This window comes from Nocardiopsis exhalans (assembly GCF_024134545.1).
Lineage (GTDB): Bacteria > Actinomycetota > Actinomycetes > Streptosporangiales > Streptosporangiaceae > Nocardiopsis > Nocardiopsis exhalans.
In genome coordinates, this window is sequence record NZ_CP099837.1 from 1,494,129 (window position 1) to 1,514,981 (window position 20,853).

Annotated in this window: 16 protein-coding genes; 13 read left to right on the top strand and 3 right to left on the bottom strand. The window is 67.8% G+C overall.

Annotation, left to right across the window (positions count from 1 at the left end):
• Positions 1 to 15 precede the first annotated feature (15 nt).
• The 3 genes from NE857_RS06735 (at position 16) to NE857_RS06745 (ending at position 4,374) form a co-directional block, all read left to right on the top strand.
• A complete protein-coding gene (locus NE857_RS06735) occupies positions 16 to 2,571 on the top strand; it encodes an ADP-ribosyltransferase (RefSeq protein ID WP_254420226.1) in 2,556 nt (851 codons plus the stop codon).
• Between the two features lie 49 nt (positions 2,572 to 2,620).
• Positions 2,621 to 3,037, top strand: coding sequence for a hypothetical protein (locus tag NE857_RS06740; RefSeq protein ID WP_254420227.1), 417 nt, complete (start codon positions 2,621 to 2,623; stop codon positions 3,035 to 3,037).
• Between the two features lie 782 nt (positions 3,038 to 3,819).
• The gene (locus NE857_RS06745) at positions 3,820 to 4,374 is read left to right on the top strand and encodes a Uma2 family endonuclease (RefSeq protein WP_254420228.1); all 555 of its coding nucleotides are present in this window, start codon (positions 3,820 to 3,822) and stop codon (positions 4,372 to 4,374) included.
• A gap of 128 nt (positions 4,375 to 4,502) precedes the next feature.
• Here the strand turns inward: NE857_RS06745 and helR are convergent, their stop codons facing one another.
• Entirely contained in the window at positions 4,503 to 6,797 is a 2,295-nt protein-coding gene (gene helR / locus NE857_RS06750; protein WP_254421897.1) for an RNA polymerase recycling motor ATPase HelR, read from the bottom strand.
• A gap of 322 nt (positions 6,798 to 7,119) precedes the next feature.
• Here helR and NE857_RS06755 point away from each other — a divergent pair, with 322 nt between their 5' ends.
• The 9 genes from NE857_RS06755 to NE857_RS06795 all read left to right on the top strand — a co-directional run bounded on the left by NE857_RS06755 (position 7,120) and on the right by NE857_RS06795 (position 15,806).
• Positions 7,120 to 8,049 (top strand): hypothetical protein, encoded by a 930-nt coding sequence (locus NE857_RS06755; RefSeq protein WP_254420229.1) that lies wholly within the window; start codon positions 7,120 to 7,122, stop codon positions 8,047 to 8,049.
• Positions 8,050 to 8,149: 100 nt separating this feature from the next.
• The gene (locus tag NE857_RS06760) at positions 8,150 to 8,464 is read left to right on the top strand and encodes a hypothetical protein (protein WP_254420230.1); all 315 of its coding nucleotides are present in this window, start codon (positions 8,150 to 8,152) and stop codon (positions 8,462 to 8,464) included.
• A 71-nt stretch (positions 8,465 to 8,535) separates the two neighbouring features.
• Positions 8,536 to 9,798: a zeta toxin family protein gene (locus tag NE857_RS06765; protein WP_254420231.1), complete on the top strand. Its 1,263-nt coding sequence runs from the start codon at positions 8,536 to 8,538 to the stop codon at positions 9,796 to 9,798.
• Between the two features lie 8 nt (positions 9,799 to 9,806).
• Entirely contained in the window at positions 9,807 to 10,361 is a 555-nt protein-coding gene (locus NE857_RS06770) for a DUF4913 domain-containing protein (RefSeq protein ID WP_254420232.1), read from the top strand.
• A 430-nt stretch (positions 10,362 to 10,791) separates the two neighbouring features.
• Positions 10,792 to 11,889 (top strand): M48 family metalloprotease, encoded by a 1,098-nt coding sequence (locus NE857_RS06775; RefSeq protein WP_254420233.1) that lies wholly within the window; start codon positions 10,792 to 10,794, stop codon positions 11,887 to 11,889.
• A gap of 77 nt (positions 11,890 to 11,966) precedes the next feature.
• Complete coding sequence (locus tag NE857_RS06780; RefSeq protein ID WP_254420234.1) at positions 11,967 to 13,406, top strand: type IV secretory system conjugative DNA transfer family protein; 1,440 nt, start codon at positions 11,967 to 11,969, stop codon at positions 13,404 to 13,406.
• A 113-nt stretch (positions 13,407 to 13,519) separates the two neighbouring features.
• Positions 13,520 to 14,641, top strand: coding sequence for a peptidase associated/transthyretin-like domain-containing protein (locus NE857_RS06785; protein WP_254420235.1), 1,122 nt, complete (start codon positions 13,520 to 13,522; stop codon positions 14,639 to 14,641).
• A gap of 508 nt (positions 14,642 to 15,149) precedes the next feature.
• On the top strand, positions 15,150 to 15,464 hold the full coding sequence (locus tag NE857_RS06790; protein ID WP_254420236.1) for a hypothetical protein: 315 nt from the start codon (positions 15,150 to 15,152) through the stop codon (positions 15,462 to 15,464).
• Between the two features lie 39 nt (positions 15,465 to 15,503).
• Positions 15,504 to 15,806, top strand: a complete 303-nt coding sequence (locus tag NE857_RS06795) for a putative quinol monooxygenase (RefSeq protein WP_254420237.1) — start codon at positions 15,504 to 15,506, stop codon at positions 15,804 to 15,806.
• Between the two features lie 137 nt (positions 15,807 to 15,943).
• Here the strand turns inward: NE857_RS06795 and NE857_RS06800 are convergent, their stop codons facing one another.
• Positions 15,944 to 18,433, bottom strand: a complete 2,490-nt coding sequence (locus NE857_RS06800) for a tetratricopeptide repeat protein (RefSeq protein WP_254420238.1) — start codon at positions 18,431 to 18,433, stop codon at positions 15,944 to 15,946.
• Positions 18,434 to 19,082: 649 nt separating this feature from the next.
• Complete coding sequence (locus NE857_RS06805) at positions 19,083 to 19,487, bottom strand: VanZ family protein (protein WP_254420239.1); 405 nt, start codon at positions 19,485 to 19,487, stop codon at positions 19,083 to 19,085.
• Positions 19,488 to 19,703: 216 nt separating this feature from the next.
• Between NE857_RS06805 and NE857_RS06810 the strand changes: the two genes are divergently transcribed.
• Positions 19,704 to 20,846, top strand: a complete 1,143-nt coding sequence (locus tag NE857_RS06810) for a zeta toxin family protein (RefSeq protein WP_254420240.1) — start codon at positions 19,704 to 19,706, stop codon at positions 20,844 to 20,846.
• Positions 20,847 to 20,853 lie beyond the last annotated feature (7 nt).

Sequence of the window (20,853 nt, forward strand, 5' to 3'; positions counted from 1 at the left end):
GGAGAGCCCCCTCTCATGTCTGAGACCGTCAGCGGGCCGGTTCCGCTGCAGGACTGCAACGGCATCATCGATCCCTCCGTCTTCCCCGTGCCCACCCTCGACCACGTCGAGTTCCACAACCAGGCCCACGCCCTGCGCCTGGCGGGTGAGGCAGTGGCCCAGACCGGCGATGACATCGTCGCCTCCTGGGGCGGCCTGTCCACGTGCTACACCGCACCCGAATCCGAGACGCTGCTCAGCGCTCTGGCCCCGGTCTCCGACAAGGGCGTCGATGTCGAGGCCGCCATGGACCGGGCCGCGACCGCCCTGGGCGCCTTCGCCGAAGAGGTCCGACAGATCAAGAGCGCGTGGAGCGACCTGACAGGCGCGGCTCATACCTTTCGGAACAGCGTGGTCGACGACCCGGACTGGGACAAGGCCGACCACTGGGCCACCATGAAAAGCTCCAACGTCGAGAAGAGCAACGAGCTCAAGGGCAAGGCCGAAGGGCTGATCGGCCGGTACGAACGCGCCCAGCGCGACTGTGCCAACGCCATCAACGCCGAGCTGTACGGACGTACCCAGTTCTCCAACGCGGCCAGTGCTGTTTATCTGACCAACGCCTTCGTCTACGACTCGATCAACACGTACGTGGACGCCCCCTCCGCATGGGGACCCAACGCCACCTCCGACCTGTTCTGGCACCAGGACGCGCTGCGCGCGGTGGACGACTTCGCGATAGGGGCCGCCGAAGGCGTCGGCGGGATGGTGGGCGCGTACTCCGACGGGAGGTGGTTCGAAAAATCCTGGGGTGATGCGCTCAAGGATTACCACTGGGACAACCTGACCGCCGCGGCCGCGCTGGTCGGCATGTATGACGCCGAGAGTGACTCTCTGGCCTGGTCGGGTGCTGAAACCATCCATGAGGCCTGGAAGGATCTCGCGCACGCGATCGTGCCGTGGGAGGAGTGGGACGACAGCCCGGGTTATGTGCTCGCCATGGGTGCCCTCAACATCGGTTCCCTGGGGGTGGGCGTGGCCCTGACCGTCACCGGGGTGGGGGCTGTGGCGGGTGTACCGCTGTTGGCCTGGCGGGGACTGGACATCCTCGACGGCATGAGCAACTCCGGCCGACGCGGTAGTTCCGATGTCGACCTGACCGATCTTCCGGAGATCCCCGGCACCGGCGGGAACGGCCAGCCGGTAACGCACATCGACACCACCGGGATGAGCCCCAGCCAGCTGGCGGAGTTGAAGCGGCTCCTGGAGGATCTGGCGCTGGCCCAGTCAGGAGGCAGCGGTCCCAACCAGTCGAACGGCTCCGAGCACGGACCCACCGGCGGAGACCTCAACCGAACCGAAGAGGCCCTGTCCCCCGAGCCAGGCAACCGCGGCAACGACTCGGACCCGGGCTCCAAGAACTCCGACGGCAACGGCCCTTCCGACTGGTTGGGCGATGCGGGCCCCCGGCCCAACGATCGAGGTTCCGAGTCACAACCCGCCCTCGTGGGCGGTGGGGGCGGGGGTAACAACAACACCCTCACCGAATCCCGAGGCACCCCGGCCAGCCCTCCGCCCCGGGCCAACGCCACCGACACCGACGCCCCCGGCACCGGCACCGGCAACCGCTCAGATTCCCCAGCAACGCCCGGAAGCTCCGATGGGAACACACCGAGCCCCACGCCCGTCGACCGCACCAGTAGCCAGGACGCAGAGCAATCCCCTGGAAGCAGCAGCGGTGACGGCGGATCGGGCGACAACGGGGACCCACCCAGCACCTCCGGAGACCAGGGCGAAGGTGGACAGAGCGGCCAAAGTTCCGGTTCCCCGGATTCCAACTCAGGTACGTCCAATCCTTCCGGGCTGCCGTCATCTCCGGACCCAGCTGCGAACTACCCAGGGGAAGTCGGGAGCGATGGCGTACGCCGGTTCGCGACAGATGCGGAAGGGCTAGAGTACGGGAATAGAATCCTCGACCATCATTTTGATGGTCTAAGCCCAGAGCAAAAGCACACCGTGCGAAGCTATACGGAGAAGTCTTACTACTATAATAGTTTTTCCAGGGCCTCCGATAAAGATGCTGCAATCGATCACATAATGGGTCTTGATCCACCCTATCTCGGTGACTGGCTCCGAGAATGGTTCGGCGGTCCAGATCCTACGGCTGGCAATCCTGGTGAAGTCAGAAGAGTGATTGAAGAAAATCTGGATATATTCGATTCTTCGTTCACGGAAAGATTGCCTGAAGCTATCGCGATGAAGCGTGGGTTGCGCGAAGTAGATTTCATGCTTGACCCTTCACTGGGTATCGACTCACCTCATAAGCTTCAAGGCTCTACTTTCACAGAGGAGGGTTTCCTGTCAGGCACAATGGGAGGGAAAGCCGCGTTCAACGATCCGAAGGATCATCCATTTCAACTTGAAATTTTAGTGCCGGAAGGAAACAGGGCTATGTGGGTTGGTCAGAATAGCAAGTATCCGGACCAGAATGAGATGATCCTTCCTCGTGGGTCCAGTATCGTTTTTGAATCGGTTAGACAGGATCCTGCGACCGGAAGTTGGGAACTGGTGGCCCGAGTAGAGGCAGACTAGATTTCCGTGGGAGCCTACTTTAAATACAGAGCAAGGAGCTGATATTGCCATGAGCGCCGATCGCCCTGATCCGGCAGCCTACACCTCGCGTGGTGAGATGTGGGAAGACCTGGAACTCAAAAGAAGAGGCTCAATTCCCGGATTCGAACGAACCTCCAGTGGGGCCGTGCTGTACGCTCCCGTGTATAGAAACGGAAATTCGATTGGGTTTCTCTGGGCATCCCTGGATGGAAAAGCCGCCGATTTCATGGCTCATGCGTCCGCTGGTATTGAGGATCGAAATGCCACAGGCCATTGGGTGCAGCGGATGATCAATGATCACAAACTGGGGCTCACATCAACGGCGGCCCTGAAAAAATGGATAGGAAATGTCAGCGAAGAAGGGGCTGGAGAGATTCTTCCGGGAACCATTCCAGCGAAGGCTGACTCATTGAGTCTTCTGAGGGAAATAAATTCTTCCCTCTAGTTCCGGTGGGTCAATTGTCGAGCTGTCCTCGCAGTAGGATTTGGCAGTCGGAGGAAGTTTCACCCTCCGGCTGCCCGGCCCTGAATTTATACCACACCCGGGGCGGTGGCTTATCGTGAGAAGAGTCAAAAACTCAGATGTTAATATCGACCAATATGGAGAAATCATGCTTGATGGAATTTCATTTACGGGAGAGGTGGCGGAATAGTCAAAGGGTCGGGCAACGATCGAGCTAATTGCTTGCGCTGACGGTGTGCAGGACGGTCCTCATCTGGCCTGGTGCGAAGATAGATCACCAAGAAACAAGGGCATGTGCGACTACACTTACGGAGCTATTGGGGCCTGGCTGGAGTGGCATAAAAACGGGAAACTGTACCAAGAGGGAGAGTTTGGCAGTCAGGGTGAATTGGTCTCGTTGTTGAAGTGGGACAAGGACGACAATCCGATTTGAGGCGAGCCCGTTCGAGTCGTTCCTGTGTTCTCTTTCCTCTTTGTAGGACCCCGTCAGAGAGGGCTCTGAGACCTACTGAATAACCAGTCGGTAGCCTGCACGACTCCTCCAAGAAGCTGGAGGGAAGTGCACCTTCAGTAGTGGTTGGGCTTCAGTCTCTTGCTCGACCTGCGGGATCGCCTCGCATCCGCCTACGCTGAAACTTGGGCCCTCTGGTGGTATCGCTCACTGGACCTTCACCATCACGCATAACGCCGACCATCGGCAGTACTTCAAGAGAGGCACGACTATCGCCGAATATCGCCCACCGCCTGAAACGACGGTGCTCCCGATGAGCCCGGAGCTGTTCGAGCAGCTTGCCGGGCAGGCGTTCGAGGCTGACCGCTCTCGGATGGAGATGTTCGGCGGAAGAGTCTGGTCTCGCAGCGCGCCTGACGGGGCACACACCGGGATCCTCGCTTGGCTGGTGCGCGAGTTCCTCGCTCGTCGCGCCGAGATCGCCCTTATCACCAGTGGGCTGGGGCTCAAGGTCGGCGCCCACCGCGAAGAGCGGGCCCGCCCGGACGGGATCCTTGTTCCAGCTGGCCTTTTCGACGATGCGGGTGATTGGGCCGATCCCGGAGGCGTTCTGGCCGTGGTCGAAGTGACCTTCTGGGATGCTGACACTCTCGCCCGGGATCGCGTTGAGGAGCCCGCTGCTTACGCGGAGACCGGCATCGACCTCTACCTTCTGGTGGATCGCGATGCCAACGCCCTTGTGGTGCACAGCCGCCCAGTTCAGGGCCAGTACCTGGACCGCAGTATTTATCCCTTCGGTGAGGCGGCCCCACTTCCGGGCATGGAGGTCGCCCTGGACACCGAGCCGCTTGAGCGCTTCGCGCGCTGATGAGCTCAGGGCCGTGTGCCGGGGGCGCGCCCGGCGGGTTGATCACCGGGCGCACCCGCGAACTGGACTTCTTGCTTCTGGCCGGACTATGCCGAGCCGGACCTGCGGGCTTGCCTGAACGAATCAGCTCAGGGACTGGTGAGGACGACCAGCTGACTGGTCGCGCGAGTCATGGCCACGTAGCGGTCCACCGCCCCCTCGATGCCGTCGCCGAAGGCCTCCGGGTCGATGAGCACGACCAGGTCGAACTCCAGACCCTTGGCCAGCTCCGGGGTCAGTGAACGCACCCGTGGCGCGGCACCGAAATCAGGATCGCGGATGACGCAGGCGGTGCCCTCCGCGTTCGCCGCCAACCACGTGTCCAGGACCGCCCCCAGATCCGACACCGACCCGTGTTTGACCGGGACACCGCTGCTGCGGATGGAGGTCGGCACGTTGGCGTCCGGGAGGGCCGCACGGATGACCGGCTCGGCCTCGGTCATGATCTCCTCCGGGGTCCGGTAGTTGATGCTCAGCGAGGCCATCCCGACCCGGGCGCAGCCGACCCGCTCCAACCGCTCCTCCCAGGACTCGTTCTCACCGCCGGGGCCGGTGAACCCGTGCCGGGCCTGGGCGCGGTCGCCGACGATGGTGAAGCTCCGGGAGGGGCAGCGCAGCAGCAGCATCTGCCACTCGGCGTCGGTCAGCTCCTGGGCCTCGTCCACCACGATGTGCGCGAACGGCCCCGCGAGCAGGTCCGGATCGGCGGCGGGCAGCGCGGACTCGTCCACCAGGGCGTCCTTGAGGTCCTGGTTGTGCAGCATCGTCACCAGCCCCTCGCCGTCGTCGTCGGCCTGGATGATGTTGTCGATCACCGAGGACATACGCTCCTGCTCGGCCGCCGCTGAGGCCTGGCGCCTGCGTTGGCGCTGTGCGGCCTTCGGGTCGCCGAGGCGCTGGCGGGCGGCGTCGAGGTAGGGCAGATCAGAGACCGTCCAGTCCTGGGCGCGGTCCTGCCCGCGCTGGAGGGCACGGATCTCGTCGGGCTCCAGCCAGGGCGCGCACAGGCGCAGGTAGGCGGGGACCGACCACAGGTCACCGACCAGGTCGGTCGGCTCCAGCAGCGGCCAGGCCCGGTTCAGGGCACGGGGGAGTTCACCCTCCCGGAGCAGGGCGGCCTTGAGGATCGCGGGCGTGATGTCCTCCTCGGCGGGGTCGTCGTCGTCCTCGTCGTACCGGTCCGAGTACCGGCTCGGCAGCTGACCGGTCAGCTGGTCGGTGAGGATCTCCACCAGCTCGTCGAGGATGGGCTCGCGCGCCTCGTTGTGCGGGATGCCCGGGTCCAGCGACCGGAACGCCTCGGCCCAGTCGGTGGCGCTCAGCCGCAGTTCGGCCCAGGGGGTGGCGACCGTCATGCCCTGCTCGGGCGGACGCTCGTAGAAGCGCACCGCCGGTTCGACCGCCTTCACCAGCTCCGCGGAGGACTTCAGCCGGGCCGCCTCCGGGTCGGCCTCCGCAGGCAGGTCGCCTCGGACAGCGGCGCTGGTTCCGGCGGCGGCGTCCCTGCTTCCGGTGGCGGCGCGGTCGGGTGCGGGGACGGGGACGAGGTCGCGCAGGGTGCAGGTCCGCACCCCCTCCTCGCCCAGGCTGGGCAGGACGTCGGCGACATAGGCCAGATACGGCTGGTGCGGGCCGACGAACAGCACCCCGCCGCGGCGGTGCCCGAGCCGGGAGTCGGAGTAGAGCAGGTGCGCGGTGCGGTGCAGGGCCACCACGGTCTTGCCGGTACCCGGACCGCCGTCCACGACCAGCGCTCCGCTCGCCCCCGCCCGGATGATGGCGTCCTGGTCGGCCTGGATGGTGCTCAGCACGTCCCGCATCCGGTCCGAGCGGTTCGCGCCCAGGCTGGCGATGAAGGCGGACTGGTCGTCGAGCGCCGCGTTCCCCTCGAAGCCCTCCTCGGTGAACACCTCGTCCCAGTAGTCGCTGATCCGGCCCAGGTTCCACCGGTACCGGCGGCGGCTCACCAGGCCCATCGGGTTGGCGTGGGTCGCCGCGAAGAAGGGTTCGGCGGCGGGGGAGCGCCAGTCGATCAGCAGCCGCTCGCCGTCGCGGTCGGTGAGCCCGAGGCGTCCGACGTAGACGGGTCCGGAGTTGTCCGCGCCGATCATGCGCCCCAGGCACAGGTCGGAGCCGAAGCGGCGCAGGGTGCGCAGACGCGCGGACAGCCGGTGCACCTCCATGTCCCGGTCGAGCACCTCACGCACCTTGCCGGTGGGCGCCCGGCGGAGGGTGTCGAGCCGCTCCGAGAGATCGGCGACGGTCTGGTCGAGGCTCTCGCGGATGGCGCAGAAGTGCCGGTCGTCTTCGGCGATCAGCGCGGGGTCGGCCTTGGGGGAGAGGCGGTCGGAAAGGTCAAAAGCGCTTGTGGCCTGCGGATTCACACCGTCTCCCGGGTGGTTGGTTCGGGTCACGGTCGACTATTTTCAGCGATGAGGGGGATCTTGTGGCAAGCCCGGGGGTGCGCTATAAGTTGAGAGTGGCAAGGGGTCTCCTTAGGCCCCTGAAACCGGATCTCTGAAGCTCTGGACCCCGGCCGCGCCTCCACCTCTCGTCCTCCGCCGAACGGCGTCGCAGGACCGCTCTCCCTCTTCGCCTCCCCCGAGGCCGCTTCCGGCCTTCCCCGGCGCTGAGCAGAACCGGCACGGAAACCCGCGGATCGAAAGCAGTGTCCCCCGCCCGCGGTCCTGACCGGAGGAACAGCCCATGGCCACCCCCGGACCCTCGGAGAACAACCAACCCGCTGAAAGCCCGCAGCACAGCCCGCACCAGGGCGTGCCCTTCGGAGCCCCGGCGGTGCTGACCGACAGCCTCCTGCGGCAGAGCGCCCGGTTCAGCGCGATGACCGGTGTTGTGCTCTACGGCCTGGCCGGTGGCAGCGCGCTGCTGTCCCCGGCCCGCTCGACGGGCCCGGAGGCTCTGGTCCCCGTCGTGTGCTTCCTGGGCGTGGCGGCCGCCCTCGGTTTCGGTGCGCACCGCTCCAGGCGGGCGGGCGACACGCTCCCTGTTCTGGCCACCGGCCTGCTCGTCATCGTGCTGCTCGGCGTGTACTGGTTCCTGGGCATGGCACCGCCCTTCTACCTGGACGTGCCGGGGCTGTACGCGGTGTTCGTCACGCCGGTGCTGGGCGCGGTGGCCCTGGCCGCCCTGGCCTGGCTGTCCGAACGGGCTCAGGGGCCGCCGACCCGGCAGGTCTCCGGCATCCCCGCGGACCCCTACCCCTGGGTGTCGACCGTGTTCGCGGTCGCCCTGTACGGCGTCGTCTGCCTGTTCGCAGCGGTGCTTTACATGACCCTGCGGGGCGGTTTCGACTTCGGCCTCGGCCCCCCGGAGCCGGCCCCGACCCACATCCTGCTGGGCATGCTGGGGCTCTGCTTGCCGTTCCCGCTCCTGGTGATCGGCCTGTCCGCGTCCCTGTCCGGCCGGGTCCGCAGCACTGCCCCGATCTTCGTCACGGCCGTGCTCGCCGCTCTCACCATCTTGCCTTCGGCGCCCCAGGTCCTCATGGAGCTCAGATACGCATGGCCGCTCCGCTGGGCCCTCACCCTGCTCCTGGCCGCACCCCTGTTCTGGCCGATCCTCCGCTCCTGGCAGGGAGTCCCCGAGGACCGCCGCCGCTCCTGGTTCGGCCTCTGACCACTCTCGGCCACAGCCCCAACTCCCTCTGTTCCGACACCCGAAACCGGTATAGGAACGTCAGTGACACCCCTGATCCCCCCTGGGAGAGCGGAGCCCCATGAGCAACGAGCCAACCAAGGACAACCGAACCTCCGCCGAACGCGACCGCGACGAAAAACAGCGCGCTCACATCGCCAGCATCGAGAAACGTGAGCAGCTCGACGGGTGCATTGAAAGTGTGTGGCTGAAGTACCAGTTGTTGGCCCACCTCGCGAAGCCCGGCTCCGCCGAGCAGCAGGATTTCGAGCGACTACGGAGCAAGTACGTCGAGGTCCAGAAGCGAATCGGTTCCCTGTCACCGGAGGAACAGGACCAGATCCTCGAGGAATACCCGAAGCTGGCAGCCCGCTTGCAGCGCGAGTACAACCTGTGACCCGGGACTGGTCGCTCACACAAGAGCAACAGGAATCCGCTGTCCGGGCGAGGCTCTCCACACTCACCCCGGTGGATCTTCCGGATCGTTCGCCAGATGAACGCCCCAGAGCAGTCATCATCGGCGGTCAACAAGGTGCGGGAAAGACAACCACTCAGAAGATCGTCCACGGTGAGCTCGGAGGCTCTAGGGTCGCACTCTACGACGGGGACGACAATGCCAAGAGCCACCCTCACTATGAGGAGATCGCCCGTGAACACCCTTCAGAGGGGCACGGTATGGCAGAGGGGTATCTACCTGATGACCTGCACCAGAGATGCATGGATCACTTACGCGCGGGCGAAACCAAGTACGACGTTGTCGCCAGTCACCCGCTCGGGCGAAAGGACTGGGCAGAAAGCTGGGTAAAAGGTTTCTCTGACGAGGGCTATCACACGAGTGTGGCCTTCGTGGCCACCCATGAGTCGAACAGTCTGCTCGGGACCGCTGATCGTTACCAGAAGGGGCGGGACCGGCAAGGACACGGTCGTTGGGCCGAGCGGGCGACACATGACCGGACCTACGCCGAAATCCCGAACGTCGCCCATCACCTGGAATCCGAGGGGCTGGTCGACTCCATCTACGTCACGGATCGGGACGGTGGCCTCCTATACGAGAACCACCGTGGCCCGGACGGTCAGATGGTCGATCCCCTCGGCGCTCGTGACGCCATAGTCGAGGAACGCTCCCGGCCGCCCACCCAGGCGGAGACCGACCGCTTCGAGTCGCGCGTCGCATACCTACGGGATCCGGAGCGCTTAGGCCCTGACCGGGAAGCCGAACAGGTCTCGGACCGGGTGCTGAGCCGAAACGACGACGCCGAACGGCTGCACGAGCAGTCCCGAGAGGCCAGCGAAAACCAGGGTGTTCGGGAAAGACCCGACAGGGGGCTGGCCCAGTCGCTCCGGGAACAGGTGGAGACAGGTCGGCAACAGTCGGCGGAACGCACCGGCCCTGGCTCTCCGGAAACACCGAAAGCTCCGGAAGCCCAGGGACAGCGGGCACACGAACCTGCTTCGAGCCCGGACCCGGAGCCCACACATCACCGATCCTTCGAAGGTGCTGCTGCGTCGGACGCGCCGGACCCAGAGGCCAACCCGAAGCCTGATCCGGTGTCCTCCCTGGAACCAGAGGCCCTGGACAGCAAGCTTCAGCGGATCCGAGAAGCGCGCGAGGAACGCAAGAGCCAGGAAGCGCAGGGGGACCGCGGGGAACAACGGGAGTCGGAGCCGGAACGGGACCGAGGACGCGACGAATCCGCAGCGGGGCGCGAAGACCCCGAACCCGAACGGTGATGCCCTCGATGGCAGACAGCACCCCCAACGCCCCCGACTCTGCCCGGCCCTCAGGCAACCCGGCTGCCGGTACCGCCCTGGAACGTCTGGCTCGGCTTGAGAAGCAGACGCACATGCTCGCCGACGAAGTCCTCGAGCTCGTGGAGTCGGCTCAGACATATCCCTCGCCCCGGAGCCAGCCTTTGGGCAACCAGAGCAGTGCTGACTGGGTCTGGGTCGACATGGCCCCGGACCAGGCGCTGACCCGACTGGGACAGCTCCAGGACTGGATGCTCCGGGTTCTCGTGCACCACCCCCGCGTCACGGTCGTCCTACACCCCTGTTGGTACCGGCATCCCGCCGTGGTCCAGATGCTGTTTGACGTCTGGCGCGGCTGGGAGCACGCCTACCGGGACGGCCTCGACACACCCCACCGGTCTCTCACCTGGTGGCAGCGGGACCTTCCCGAACTGGAACGAGAGACCGCACGGGAACTCGGGCACTGCACCAGCGTGCGCCACGACCCCGACCGTATCCAGATCCCCCTCGTCGACCCGGCGCGGGTCTTCGATACCCCCCGATGAGAGTCCCCCATGTACTGCGATCAGTGCGGGACACGGCTGTCCGAGGTCAACACCCGATGCCCCAGCTGTGACACCGTGCCGCCCGTACCCCCCCCAGCGGTTTCCTCAGGTCAGGCCCCCGGCCTGAGGCGCGCGATCCCGAAACTCCAGAAGAACCATCCTGGGCCGCGGGCCAGCCCTGGCCACCCGAAGAACCGGATGAGGCCGCTGAGACACCTCGCCCCTTCGAGAGCCACCGGGGCCCGCATGGAACCGGCAGCGCCCATCGGGAACGAGCGCTTCGAGTGCGCCTACACTCCGGCCGCGAACGTCGAGGCAGCGCCCGCCTCAGCAGCGCCCTCTCCGCCAACGGACACCCAGGCGAGGACCGGCCGGGGCGCTCAACAACCTTCTTGGGAACGCGGTCGCGCTCTTCGCCGCTTGGTTCAATGTGCCGCTGGCGGTCTTCCTCGGAGTCTTCGGGGCGATCCTCGGTGGAATCAGCGGCCTGGTGTCCGGAGGTATCGCCGGACCCGGAGTGGCTCGCCAGGTCAACGGCATCCTCACCTGGGTCCTGCCCCTGCCCATCAGCCTGGCCGACCTTCTTCCCACCTCGGCGGCACAGATCGGCGGGATGATCGGAGCGCTGATCGGGGCGGTCAACGGAGGCCTGAAGATGGCCTACTACGCCCTGGCCACCCCTTTCCTCTCACTCTGGGTGGTCGACTCCGGCTACCCGATCGCCCTTGCTCTCGGACAGGTCGTCACCGCGGTGACCGTCGCCGCGGCCTATGTCCTGTACTGCCGTATCGCCGAACCGGCAAGGCTCAGAGTGGCCGGGGCGCGTCGCCCCAGCCGTAGGGAGGCCGAACTCCTCGAACCGATGATCGCCCGTGCCGCCGCCCGGATGGGGGTGGACCGTGCCCCCAAACTGCTCATCGATGACAGCCGAGAACCCAACGCCCACTCGGGTATCCAACACATCATCGTCAACCGAGGGCTGCTCGACGCGCTCAGCTACGACCCCGAAGCCGTCGCCGGGGTCATCGCACACGAGGTCGCTCACTACAAACACGGTGACGCCCTCAGTCTGGCCTGGAACCGAGGCTTGGCCTGGCCGCTCTTCCTGCTGTACGAGATCGCCTACCGGGCCCAGGCCTCGGCCGTGTATCTGACGGTCCTGCTCGCCCTGCTCCGGGTCCTGCTGTGGAGCGTCACGGTGACGATCCGTGTGTTGGTCATTCCGTTCAGCGCCCGACACTGGCGGCGTACCGAACTCCGTGCCGACGCCGAAGCCCGCGAGGCCGGTTACGGACCGGGTCTGTACACCGCGCTCACCCGCCTCGGAGCGAGCTTCGACGGTGCGCGCAACGGTTGGGACCAGGCGGTTCTCGCCACTCACCCGCCGACGGAGCTCAGGCTCGAACTCCTCGAAGAGCCAGGGGATCAGCCCGCCCTGCACGATGCCCTGCTGGGAACGGCACCGAGGGGCTCGGGATCGCTGCCGGGGATACCCGGGCACCCCGAATCCCAGCTACTCAAGGACTGAGGGGGCCAAGAGCCGAAGAAACCAAGGGCCGAGACATCCACGAACCGAACGACACGAGGACCGAAGGACCCGACACCATGGCCGCCACCCCCACCTCGCACCCAACCACTCCGCTCCCACCCGTGCGGATCACCCCTCGAGACCGTGTCTACCTGGGGCTGGATCCCGCCGACGGATACAAAAGGGTGTGGTCCTCGCCCTCCGACTCCGTGGGTCTGGTCGGCCCGCCCCGGTACGGCAAGACCTCGGGGATCATCATCCCCGCCCTCCTGTACTGGTCCGGTCCGGCCGTGAGCACCACCACCCGTGGAGACATCCTGCGCTTCTGCGGGAATTGGCGCCGACGGGTCGCGGCGCCCGAGGGGGAGGTCTACGTCTACGACCCCTTCGACAGCGAGGGCTTTGGCCGAGAAGGTCTCAGCACGATGCGCTGGTCACCGCTGGCCGGGTGCGCGGATCCGGCCGTGTGCTTCCGGCGAGTGCAGGGCATGACCGGGGCGGTCGGCGGGCTGAGCGACGGCGAGCACTGGCAGAGCGGGGCCGCGCTCATCCTGCGGGCCCTCTTCCACGCCGCTGCGTTGGGTGGGGCGCCGATGAGCGAGGTGCGTAGGTGGCTGGCGGCCCAGGAGACGCGCCGCCCCGCGCAGATCCTGCGTGACCACCCCACAGCGGCCTCCGGCTGGGCCGATGACCTCGAGTCCATGCGGTTCCTGGGGGAACGCGAACGCGGTTCGTTCTACTCCGTGGCCCGCAACTGCCTGGACGCCACCGCCGAACCCAGGGTCCTGGACTCCTGCTCGGCTGTCGACCTGGACATCGACCACTTCCTTGCCACCAACTCCACGCTGTTCATCGTTGGACCCAGCCACTACCAGGCGGTGGTGGCACCGATGATCGTTGGCCTGGTCGACTCGATCGCCCAACGGGCGGCCGAGGTTGCGGCGCTTCAGGGAGGCCGGTTGCGTAATCCGCTTCTGCTCGCCCTGGACGAGGTCGCCAATATCGCTCCGCTGCCGAGCCTGCCCGCGCTGGTGTCCGAAGGTGGCGGGCGCGGGGTGATCACGCTGTGGGCGGCACAGTCGCTCGCCCAACTGCGGGCCAGGTACGGCGCCGACGAACAGCAGGCGATTCTCACCGCGACGACGGCCAAGATCATCTATGGCGGGATGTCCAATGAAGCCGACCTGCGCAACGTGTCGTCGTGGGGCGGGGAACTGAGGCAGGTTGACGCCACGACGTACGGCGGGGGAGGGGAGTTCGTGTTCCCGGACCGGCCGTCGGTGACAGGACAGGTGCCGGGGGTGGTGCGGCCCGGCGTCATCTATCCCGACGCGGAGCGGCAGTACTCACTCAGTCCCGTTTACCGTCCGGCTCTGCCGATCGAGGCCATCCAGCGGATGCCGCCCTGGCACGCCTGGCTGTGGTGGCAGTCAGAGCCACCCTTGCATGTGGAGACCAGACCCGCAGGGCTGATCGAGGAGTACCAGCAGGTCAGCGGCTACACCCCGGCGTCATGAGGAAACTGGGGAAGCAGGACGGGTTGAGGTGGCCGTCCCGTTGGGGTCGGGGGGCGCGTCGGCTCTGCACCGGGTGCGGAGCCGGGGCCGCACGCACGGAATCACTGTTCTGCGTGGCGTGCGGCGAACGGCTCCCCGAAGCGCGCAGGTCACAGCTGTGGGTGGTGCTGGGCATCGTGGTCCTGCTGGTGGGGGTCGCAGCGATTCGCGTACCCGCGACTTTGGCCACCGATCCGCTAGTTCCGGTGGAGGAACTCGTGGCGGCCCTGGAAGCAGGGGACGCGGAACGGATGGTCGAGCTGCTGGAGTTCAATCCCGCGGAATGGGAGTGGTTCGACGGGGTGGGGGAGATGGTCGATGGCGGCCTGCTCAGCTCGGAGACTCTGGCTGAGGGTTGGGAGCTTCCGGAGATCGCACTGGGTGAGGCGCACGAGATCAGCTCCTGGCACCCCGAGCCGGAACGGGAAAGAAACGCACCCAGGCCCTACGCCGTTCAGCTCCGGTTCGGTGACAGGGCGGTGGCGGGGAGCGGAGAAGGGGCAGGGAAGGGCGAGGACGACGGCTGGGTCGGAGCGGCGCGGACGACTCGTGAGGACACCGGGTGGATTCGGGAGTGGGAACTCCTGCCGGACTCCTACATCGCTGTCTTCGGCCGTCTCGTGCTGCCGCAGGAGCCGAGCGGTCTCCTGACCATCGGAGGGACGGTGCTCGAACCCGAAACCGCCGGGATTTTCACTGGAAGAACCAACCGTGCGACAGCGGTGGTCGGTACATATGAAGTCAGTTACGAGCATCCGCTGTTCGACCCGGCGTTCGAGACGGTGACGGTGCGTTCCGACCAGAACACCCAGCTCACTCTTCCGGTCGGGAACATTCGATCCGACGTCGAGAAAGCGGTGGTCGAGCAGATCCACGACCACATCGAGACCTGCGCCGAAGAGTCCGTCGAGCTCAGGCCGGTGTGGTGCGTTCTGCACCACGACCCCGGACACTTCATTCCGTTGCGCGGGGACGTGGAGTGGATGGTCGAGAGCATGCCCGAGGTATCCCTGGCTCCGGCCGACTCCGTCTACGAGGAGGGGAGGCCGAGCATCACGGTGACCACCGAAACCCCGGGTCGGGCCTCGGTGACTTACGCGCTTCTCGAGGAGGAGGCCAGGACGGTCACCGTCGACGTCGAGGTCGGTGGCAGTGTGTCGTTGGGGGAAGAGGGAGACCCGGAATGGCGCCCCTGAACAGGTAGAGCACCAACCCGTCGACCGTGTGCGCTATGTCGTTGGAGACGCTGCCGGGCGGCAGGAGCCGGGTGACGGTCAGATCCCTGGCGGGGGTGTTTTCATGTCGCATTCTTCCGCTCGTCGGGTTGTCGATGTCGGGCTGTTGATATTGGTGTCGGCCCCGAGAGGGCCTGGGTGCTTTGCATCGGCATCCCGGCCCCTTTCTCCAATGGGTGTTGCCACGGGCGAATGTGTTCGCTGGTGGTCGCCCGGGGTGCTCGGCCGACTGGTGACGGAGAGCACACCGGCTGTGCCGGGGGAGGGGGCTGGAACGGGATTCGGGGCGCTGGACCGGCGGAGACGCGGTGAGGGGAGGGCGAGGGAGGGTCGCGATGACGTCGCACATAGGATTCGATCTCTGATTTCCTCTGTCCCGAGAGCAGAAAGCGGTATAGGAACGACAGTGGCGGACACCCGGGCAACGGGTCGTTCGACCGCCCCCAGGATTTGGAGAGAACGGACACTTATGGACCTTGGCCCCGAAGGCGATAGCCGGACCGCCAGGCAGCGGGACCGGGAGCGCAAGTACCAGGAGCACGTCGCCAGAGTCCAGCGCCGCGATCGACTCGACGGGTGCGTGGCCAACGTGCGGCGGATCTACCAGGCCCTGCGGCACCGCGCGGAACGCGGATCCGCGGAGTGGCAGGAGTTCGACAGACTGTGGCGCTACCACGGCGAGGTGGAGAAAACCGTCTCCCAGCTGCCCACGGACGAGCAGGACCAGATCCTCGAGGACTACCCGAGACTGGCCGCCCAGCTCAGAGCCCAGCACGGCATGTAGGGCCCGGGCGCCGAGAGGGCGGCCGGTAGTCTGCCGGGCATGGCGTTCGCGAACGTGGTGACCCTGGAAACGCAGCCGGGCCGACGGGACGAGGCCGTGGCGATCCTGAGCCGCCGCAATCCCCAGCTGGACGAGACCGGATGCCTGCTGTACGAGGTGGGTACCAGCGAGGAGCGGCCGGACACGGTGTTCGTCGCCGAGCTGTGGGAGTCGGCGCAGGCGCACCGCGCGGCCCTGGAACTGGACAGCGTGCGCGCCGCGATCGCCGAGGCACGGCCGCTGATGACCGGCCGGACCAGCAGCGAGAAGTTCGACGTCGCGGGTTCTCCCCTGCGCGACTGACCCCGGTCCCGGTGGCCCCGGCCCCTGATCCCGAGATCGGTCCCGGTCGCCCCGGCCCGTGACCGCTCCGCGCGGGTGAGGGCCGTGACAGACCCCCGGCAGGTCCCCCTGTCGTCTGTCACGGCCCTTCCGCGTGCTCAGCTCCAGGACTGGTTGAGCGCCTGGGGTCCGGTGGGTTCGTCGTTGGGGTCCACCTCGTGCGCGCCGCCGTTGCCGCCGTTGGTGCCCGCCTGGCTCTCCCGTGCACCGCTGTCGTCGCACGGCCGACCGCTGGGGTCGGACTGGGAGCGGGCCCGGCACTCGCGGCGCAGGCGTTCCAGCTGGCGCAGGCTGGCGAGGGTGTCCGGGTGCTCGGGGCCCTGGACCCGGCGGCGGTCCTCCACCAGGGCCTCCAGAGCGTGCGCGGCCCCCGTGGTGTCGTGGGCGCGGGCCTGCCAGTAGGCCAGGTTGTGCCGACTGGTCAGAGTGCTCGGGTGGTCGGGCCCCAGCACCTCCTCCTGGACGGTGACCAGCTCGCGGAGTTCTGTCACCGCACCCTCGGCGTCCCCGGCGACGCCGCGCCAGTGGGCGAGGTTGTGCAGGGTGTTGAGGGTGTTCGGGTGGTCCGGGCCCAGGTGTTCGCGCTGGTCTGCGAGGAGCTCCTGGGAGGACAACACCGCCGCGGTCAGATCTCCCGACTCGGCCCGGCAGACCGCCAGGTTGCCCCGGGTGCTCAGGGTCTCCACCCGGTCCGGGCCCACCACCCGCTCCAGGTCCGCCAGCAGGTTCCGGTAGCGGACGATCGCGCCGGTCGTGTCGCCCGCCCGGGAACGCAGGTAGGCCAGGCCGTGCCGGGTACGCAGGGTGTCCAGGTGGTCGGGGCCGAGCACGCGCAGCTGGCGTTCGTAGAGGTCCTCGAACGAACGCTGCGCCTGGGCCAGGTCCGCGGTCGCGCCCGACCAGTACGCCAGGTGGTCGGGGCCGGGGCCCACCGGAGCCTCAGGCTGCCCGGGACGCTCGAAGCGGCCGAAACCATGCGGATGCTGGGGGTGGCGGGGATGGTGCGGGCGGCCGGTGTGGTCGGGGTCCAGGGTGTGCGCGACCGCCTCGGCCAGCACCTCCCAGTACGTGACCGCCCACTCCATCTGGCGGGAGGAGTCCAGACCGCGACCGGCACGGAACAACACCGGGTGAATGCCCTCCTCCCACAACCAGCTCCACACCCGGACCCGGCCGTCGGTACGCTCGCGCAGCACGGCGGTGTTCGAACGCAGTCTGCGCCCCAGAGCCGAGTCCTGGGCGGTGTCCGGCCACACGTGCACCAGCCCGTCCGCGATGGAGCGGACCGCCTCCCGGGTGGGCCGGGTGCGCGTGTGTTCGAGCGCGGCGCGCTGGGTGAGGTGGTGGGCGCCGATCACCAGCGGGGTGTCCCGTGAGACGAGCGCGAGCCGCTCCAGTGAGGCCAGTGCCAGCCGGACCTCGTGCCGGGCCAGGGTGCGCGCGGGAAAGGTGCGCCGCCCCAGGTAGTTGCGGATGGGGCGGGAGACGAGGACCTGCTCGGGGGTGGCCGCGGAGTCCAGGAGGGCGATCAGTCCCATCAGGGGGCGGGCCACGCCTTCGGGGTGGTGGGCGTCGGCGCGCTCCACAGCCAGTTCCCAGGTGACGGCGACCGGGGAGCGGGTGGCCCAGCGGGGGAAGGAGTCGGCCAGCGCGGCCGTGCGCCGGTGGAACAGTTCCAGGTAGGCGGCGGGGGAGAGCTGGAGGTCCGCCATGTACGCGGTGGCCTGGGCGAGGGCGAGGGGGAGATGGCCGAGGGCGGTGGTGAGGGAGCGTAGTTCGTCGTCGGTGTAATCGATCCCCGCTTCCAGGAACGAGGCCCGCAGGTAGCCGTCGGCTTCGGCGGGGGAGAACTCCTGGACGGTGACCAGCCGGCGGGCGTTGAGGTCGAGCGCGCGGCTGAGCTCGCGAGCGGGGTCGCGTCCGGACTCACGGTCGGGGGCGCGGTCGTGACCGGATCGGCGGCCGGGGCGGCGGGTGGTGACGATCATCCGCCCGCGTTCGCGGCCCGCGGGCGGCCACAGGTCCTCGACCTCGGCCGGGTCGGTGAGGTCGTCCCACACCACCAGCCAGCGGCGGCCCTCGGCGTCCACCGGGTCGTGCAACCAGGCCAGGAACTGTCCGGCGGCGAGCTCGGGGTCGCCCGGGACCCGCGCGAAGAGCTGCCGGGCCGCCTGGGCGTAGGCGAAGACGACCCCCTCCCGGGTGGCGGCGTCCGCCCACAGCAGGACTTCGGGCCGCTGGTTCGGAACGGGGTGCGCGCGCAGGAAACGGGCGTGGTGGGCGGCGAGCTGGGTCTTGCCGACCCCGCTCTCCCCGGAGAGCACCTGGTGCGCGGCGGGGCCCCCGAAGGTGCTGAGGGCCTCGTCGAGGACACCGGAGAGCGCGCGCTGCCGCAGGTGCGCAGCGGGTTCCGGGATGAGGCCTACCCTGATGGGCCAGTTCACCGGGTTTCGGCTGGTGTGGAAGTCGTCCCCCGGGGAGGAGGGACTGTTCGCCGGTGCGGGTTGGCCGGGCCGTCGGCCGAGGGGGTTGCCGAAGCGGTCCTCGCCCGCGGCCGTTCCATTGCGGTGTTCGTGGCCAGAGCTCAACAGCCACACCCTTCCCGGGGTCTGAGGGGAGTCGCGCGCCCACCGGTGCTCGTACGTGTCGTATGCCCCGATCGCGAGTCGGGAACCCCGGCTGCAAAGGGGTTTCGGTCGATCCAGTTCCCATCACAGAGGGGAGTCAACCCCATCGTTTGCGCTATCCCAGGTCAGTGGGTGGTCGGTGGGTGGGGAGGTGGATCACGACCGTGCAGCCGGGTTTGTGGTCGGGTTCGCAGCCGGGTTCGTGCCCGGTATCGGTTTGCCCTGGGCCTTCCCTCCGGCCCTCGCCCCGGCCTGTGCGCAACGCCTGGCCGTGTCGCGGCCGGTCGCGCCTGCCTGCGAACCACAACCGCGCCCCGCCACCCCCGAGCCCGGTTTCGGCCCCTTTTCCGAAGATGATCTTGCTACCAGAAGCAAGTTCGGCGCCGATTTCGCTTCTGGTAGCAAGATCATCGGGGATGAGGGGGTTTCGGAAGCAGCGGACAGCCCCCAGGCGCAGGTTACGGACGCCCCGGCTTTCCCAGAGCCGACACCACAGCGCTGAACCCCAGCCCCGCCGCCGGGTGTCCGATGGAACGCGTGACCGGCCGCGACACTCGGCCCGGTCCCCGCCGAGCTGGGCAGCCCGCTGCCTTTCTCCTTCTCCCCTTCCTTATCCTCGCGCGGGACTGAGCTGGTCGTCCTCTTCGCCCTCTTTGTTCTCCTCGTCCTGGGTGGCTGGGCGGATCGCTGAGACCGCCCCCACCGAAAACGCCGCGATCAGAGTCCCGATCACCGAACCCGCGCTGTTGACCATGAGGTCGCCGATGTCGGCCATGCGGCCCCAGGGGAGCGCCCACTGCGAGGCCTCCACGGTCAGGGACAGAGCCGGGCCGAACAGGAGCCTGGCCGTCCACGAGCTGAAGGCGAAGTAGGCCACCACACCGATCGGGACGAACAGCAGGGTGTTCAGGACGCGTTCTTGGAGCGCGAGGCCGCCGGTGGTACCCCACAGGCCCTCGGCTTCGATTTGGGCGGCGTAGTCCGCCTGCCACGCGAGGTTCTCAGCACCTGCCACACGGGGGCGACTCCGAAGGGGACGAGAGGGGGCGGACCCGGGTCGCGGGAAGGATAGCTGAGAGTAGCGAGGCAAGCACGATTGTGCAGGTCAGCGGAATGTCCGCACCCGGCCACCCCAACAGGCCCCCGCCCACTGGCAACGCACCGGCTGGCTCGGATAGGAAGGTTCGACTACCACGGGGCGGCGGACGGGACCGACCCGGGAGGGGACGGTATGGGCACCGACGCGGGGGAGGGGATCCGGGGCTTGCGGGAGCACTTCCTCCGAGCGCACGAGCAGGAACGCCTGCGCGGCGGCGCGCGCCGGGTCCGCGTCCTCTACCAGCAGCTCGCCGCCACCGCCGAGATCGGCTCCCCCGAACAGGGCGACTACGAGCGCGGCGTTCACTTCTACCTCGACATCGAACGCACCGTGCACTTACTGGAGCGCTGGAGCCGCGGCGTGCTCCTGTCCGAATACCCGAAACTCGCCGACGAGCTCTCCCGGCTGATCCGCCCCCGGCCCCGGCGCGACCTCAGCGCACGGGAGCACGCCCTGGTCCTGGAACGCCGACTGGCCGCGCTCACCCCCTTCGAGGAACCCCGACGCGAACCCGGCCGACGCCCCCAGGCGATCTTCCTCGCGGGCCAGCCCGGGGCGGGCAAGACCTCGCTCCAGGAGAGCATCCGCGACGTCCTCGGCGCGAGCACCGCCGTGGTCTACCACCGGGACGACAACGCCGAAGCGCACCCCCTCTACGCGCAGATCTTCGAGGAGGACCCGTTCACCGCCCTGCCCGAAGCCGCCCGTGACCTCGCCCCCGACCTCGAACAGCGCTGCCTGGAGCACCTGTGGGCGCAGCGGTACGACACCGTGGTGGTCGACCCGCTCGGCGATCGCGCGGACGCGCGGGACCTCCTCGACGGGTTCGCGGAGGCCGGATACCGGGTGGCCGTGGCGTTCGTGGCCGCGCACAGCAGCCAGAGCCTGCTGGGCATCGCCGACCGCTTCAAGCGCGGGCTGGACCACGAAGGGCTCGGCCGCTGGACCGAGAGCGAAGAGCACCAGCGGATCTACGACGCGCTCCCGGGCGTGGCCCGCCACCTGGAGTCCGGAAACCACGCCGAGGCGGTGTACGTGGTCGACCGCGGGGGAGGCGTCGTCTACGAGAACCACCGCCCCGCCGACGGGGTCTTCGAACCGCCGTACGCGGCGGGGAAACGTCTCCGGGCCCGCCGGGACAGCGTGCCCACACCTGAGGAGAGCGAGCACTTCAACGACCGCCTGGCCCACCTGCGCTCCCGCTCCGCGCGCCGGAACAGCCCCGACGGCCGCGACCGCCCCGGCCCCCGAAACCGCCCCGGCACGGCGGGCTGATCCCGTT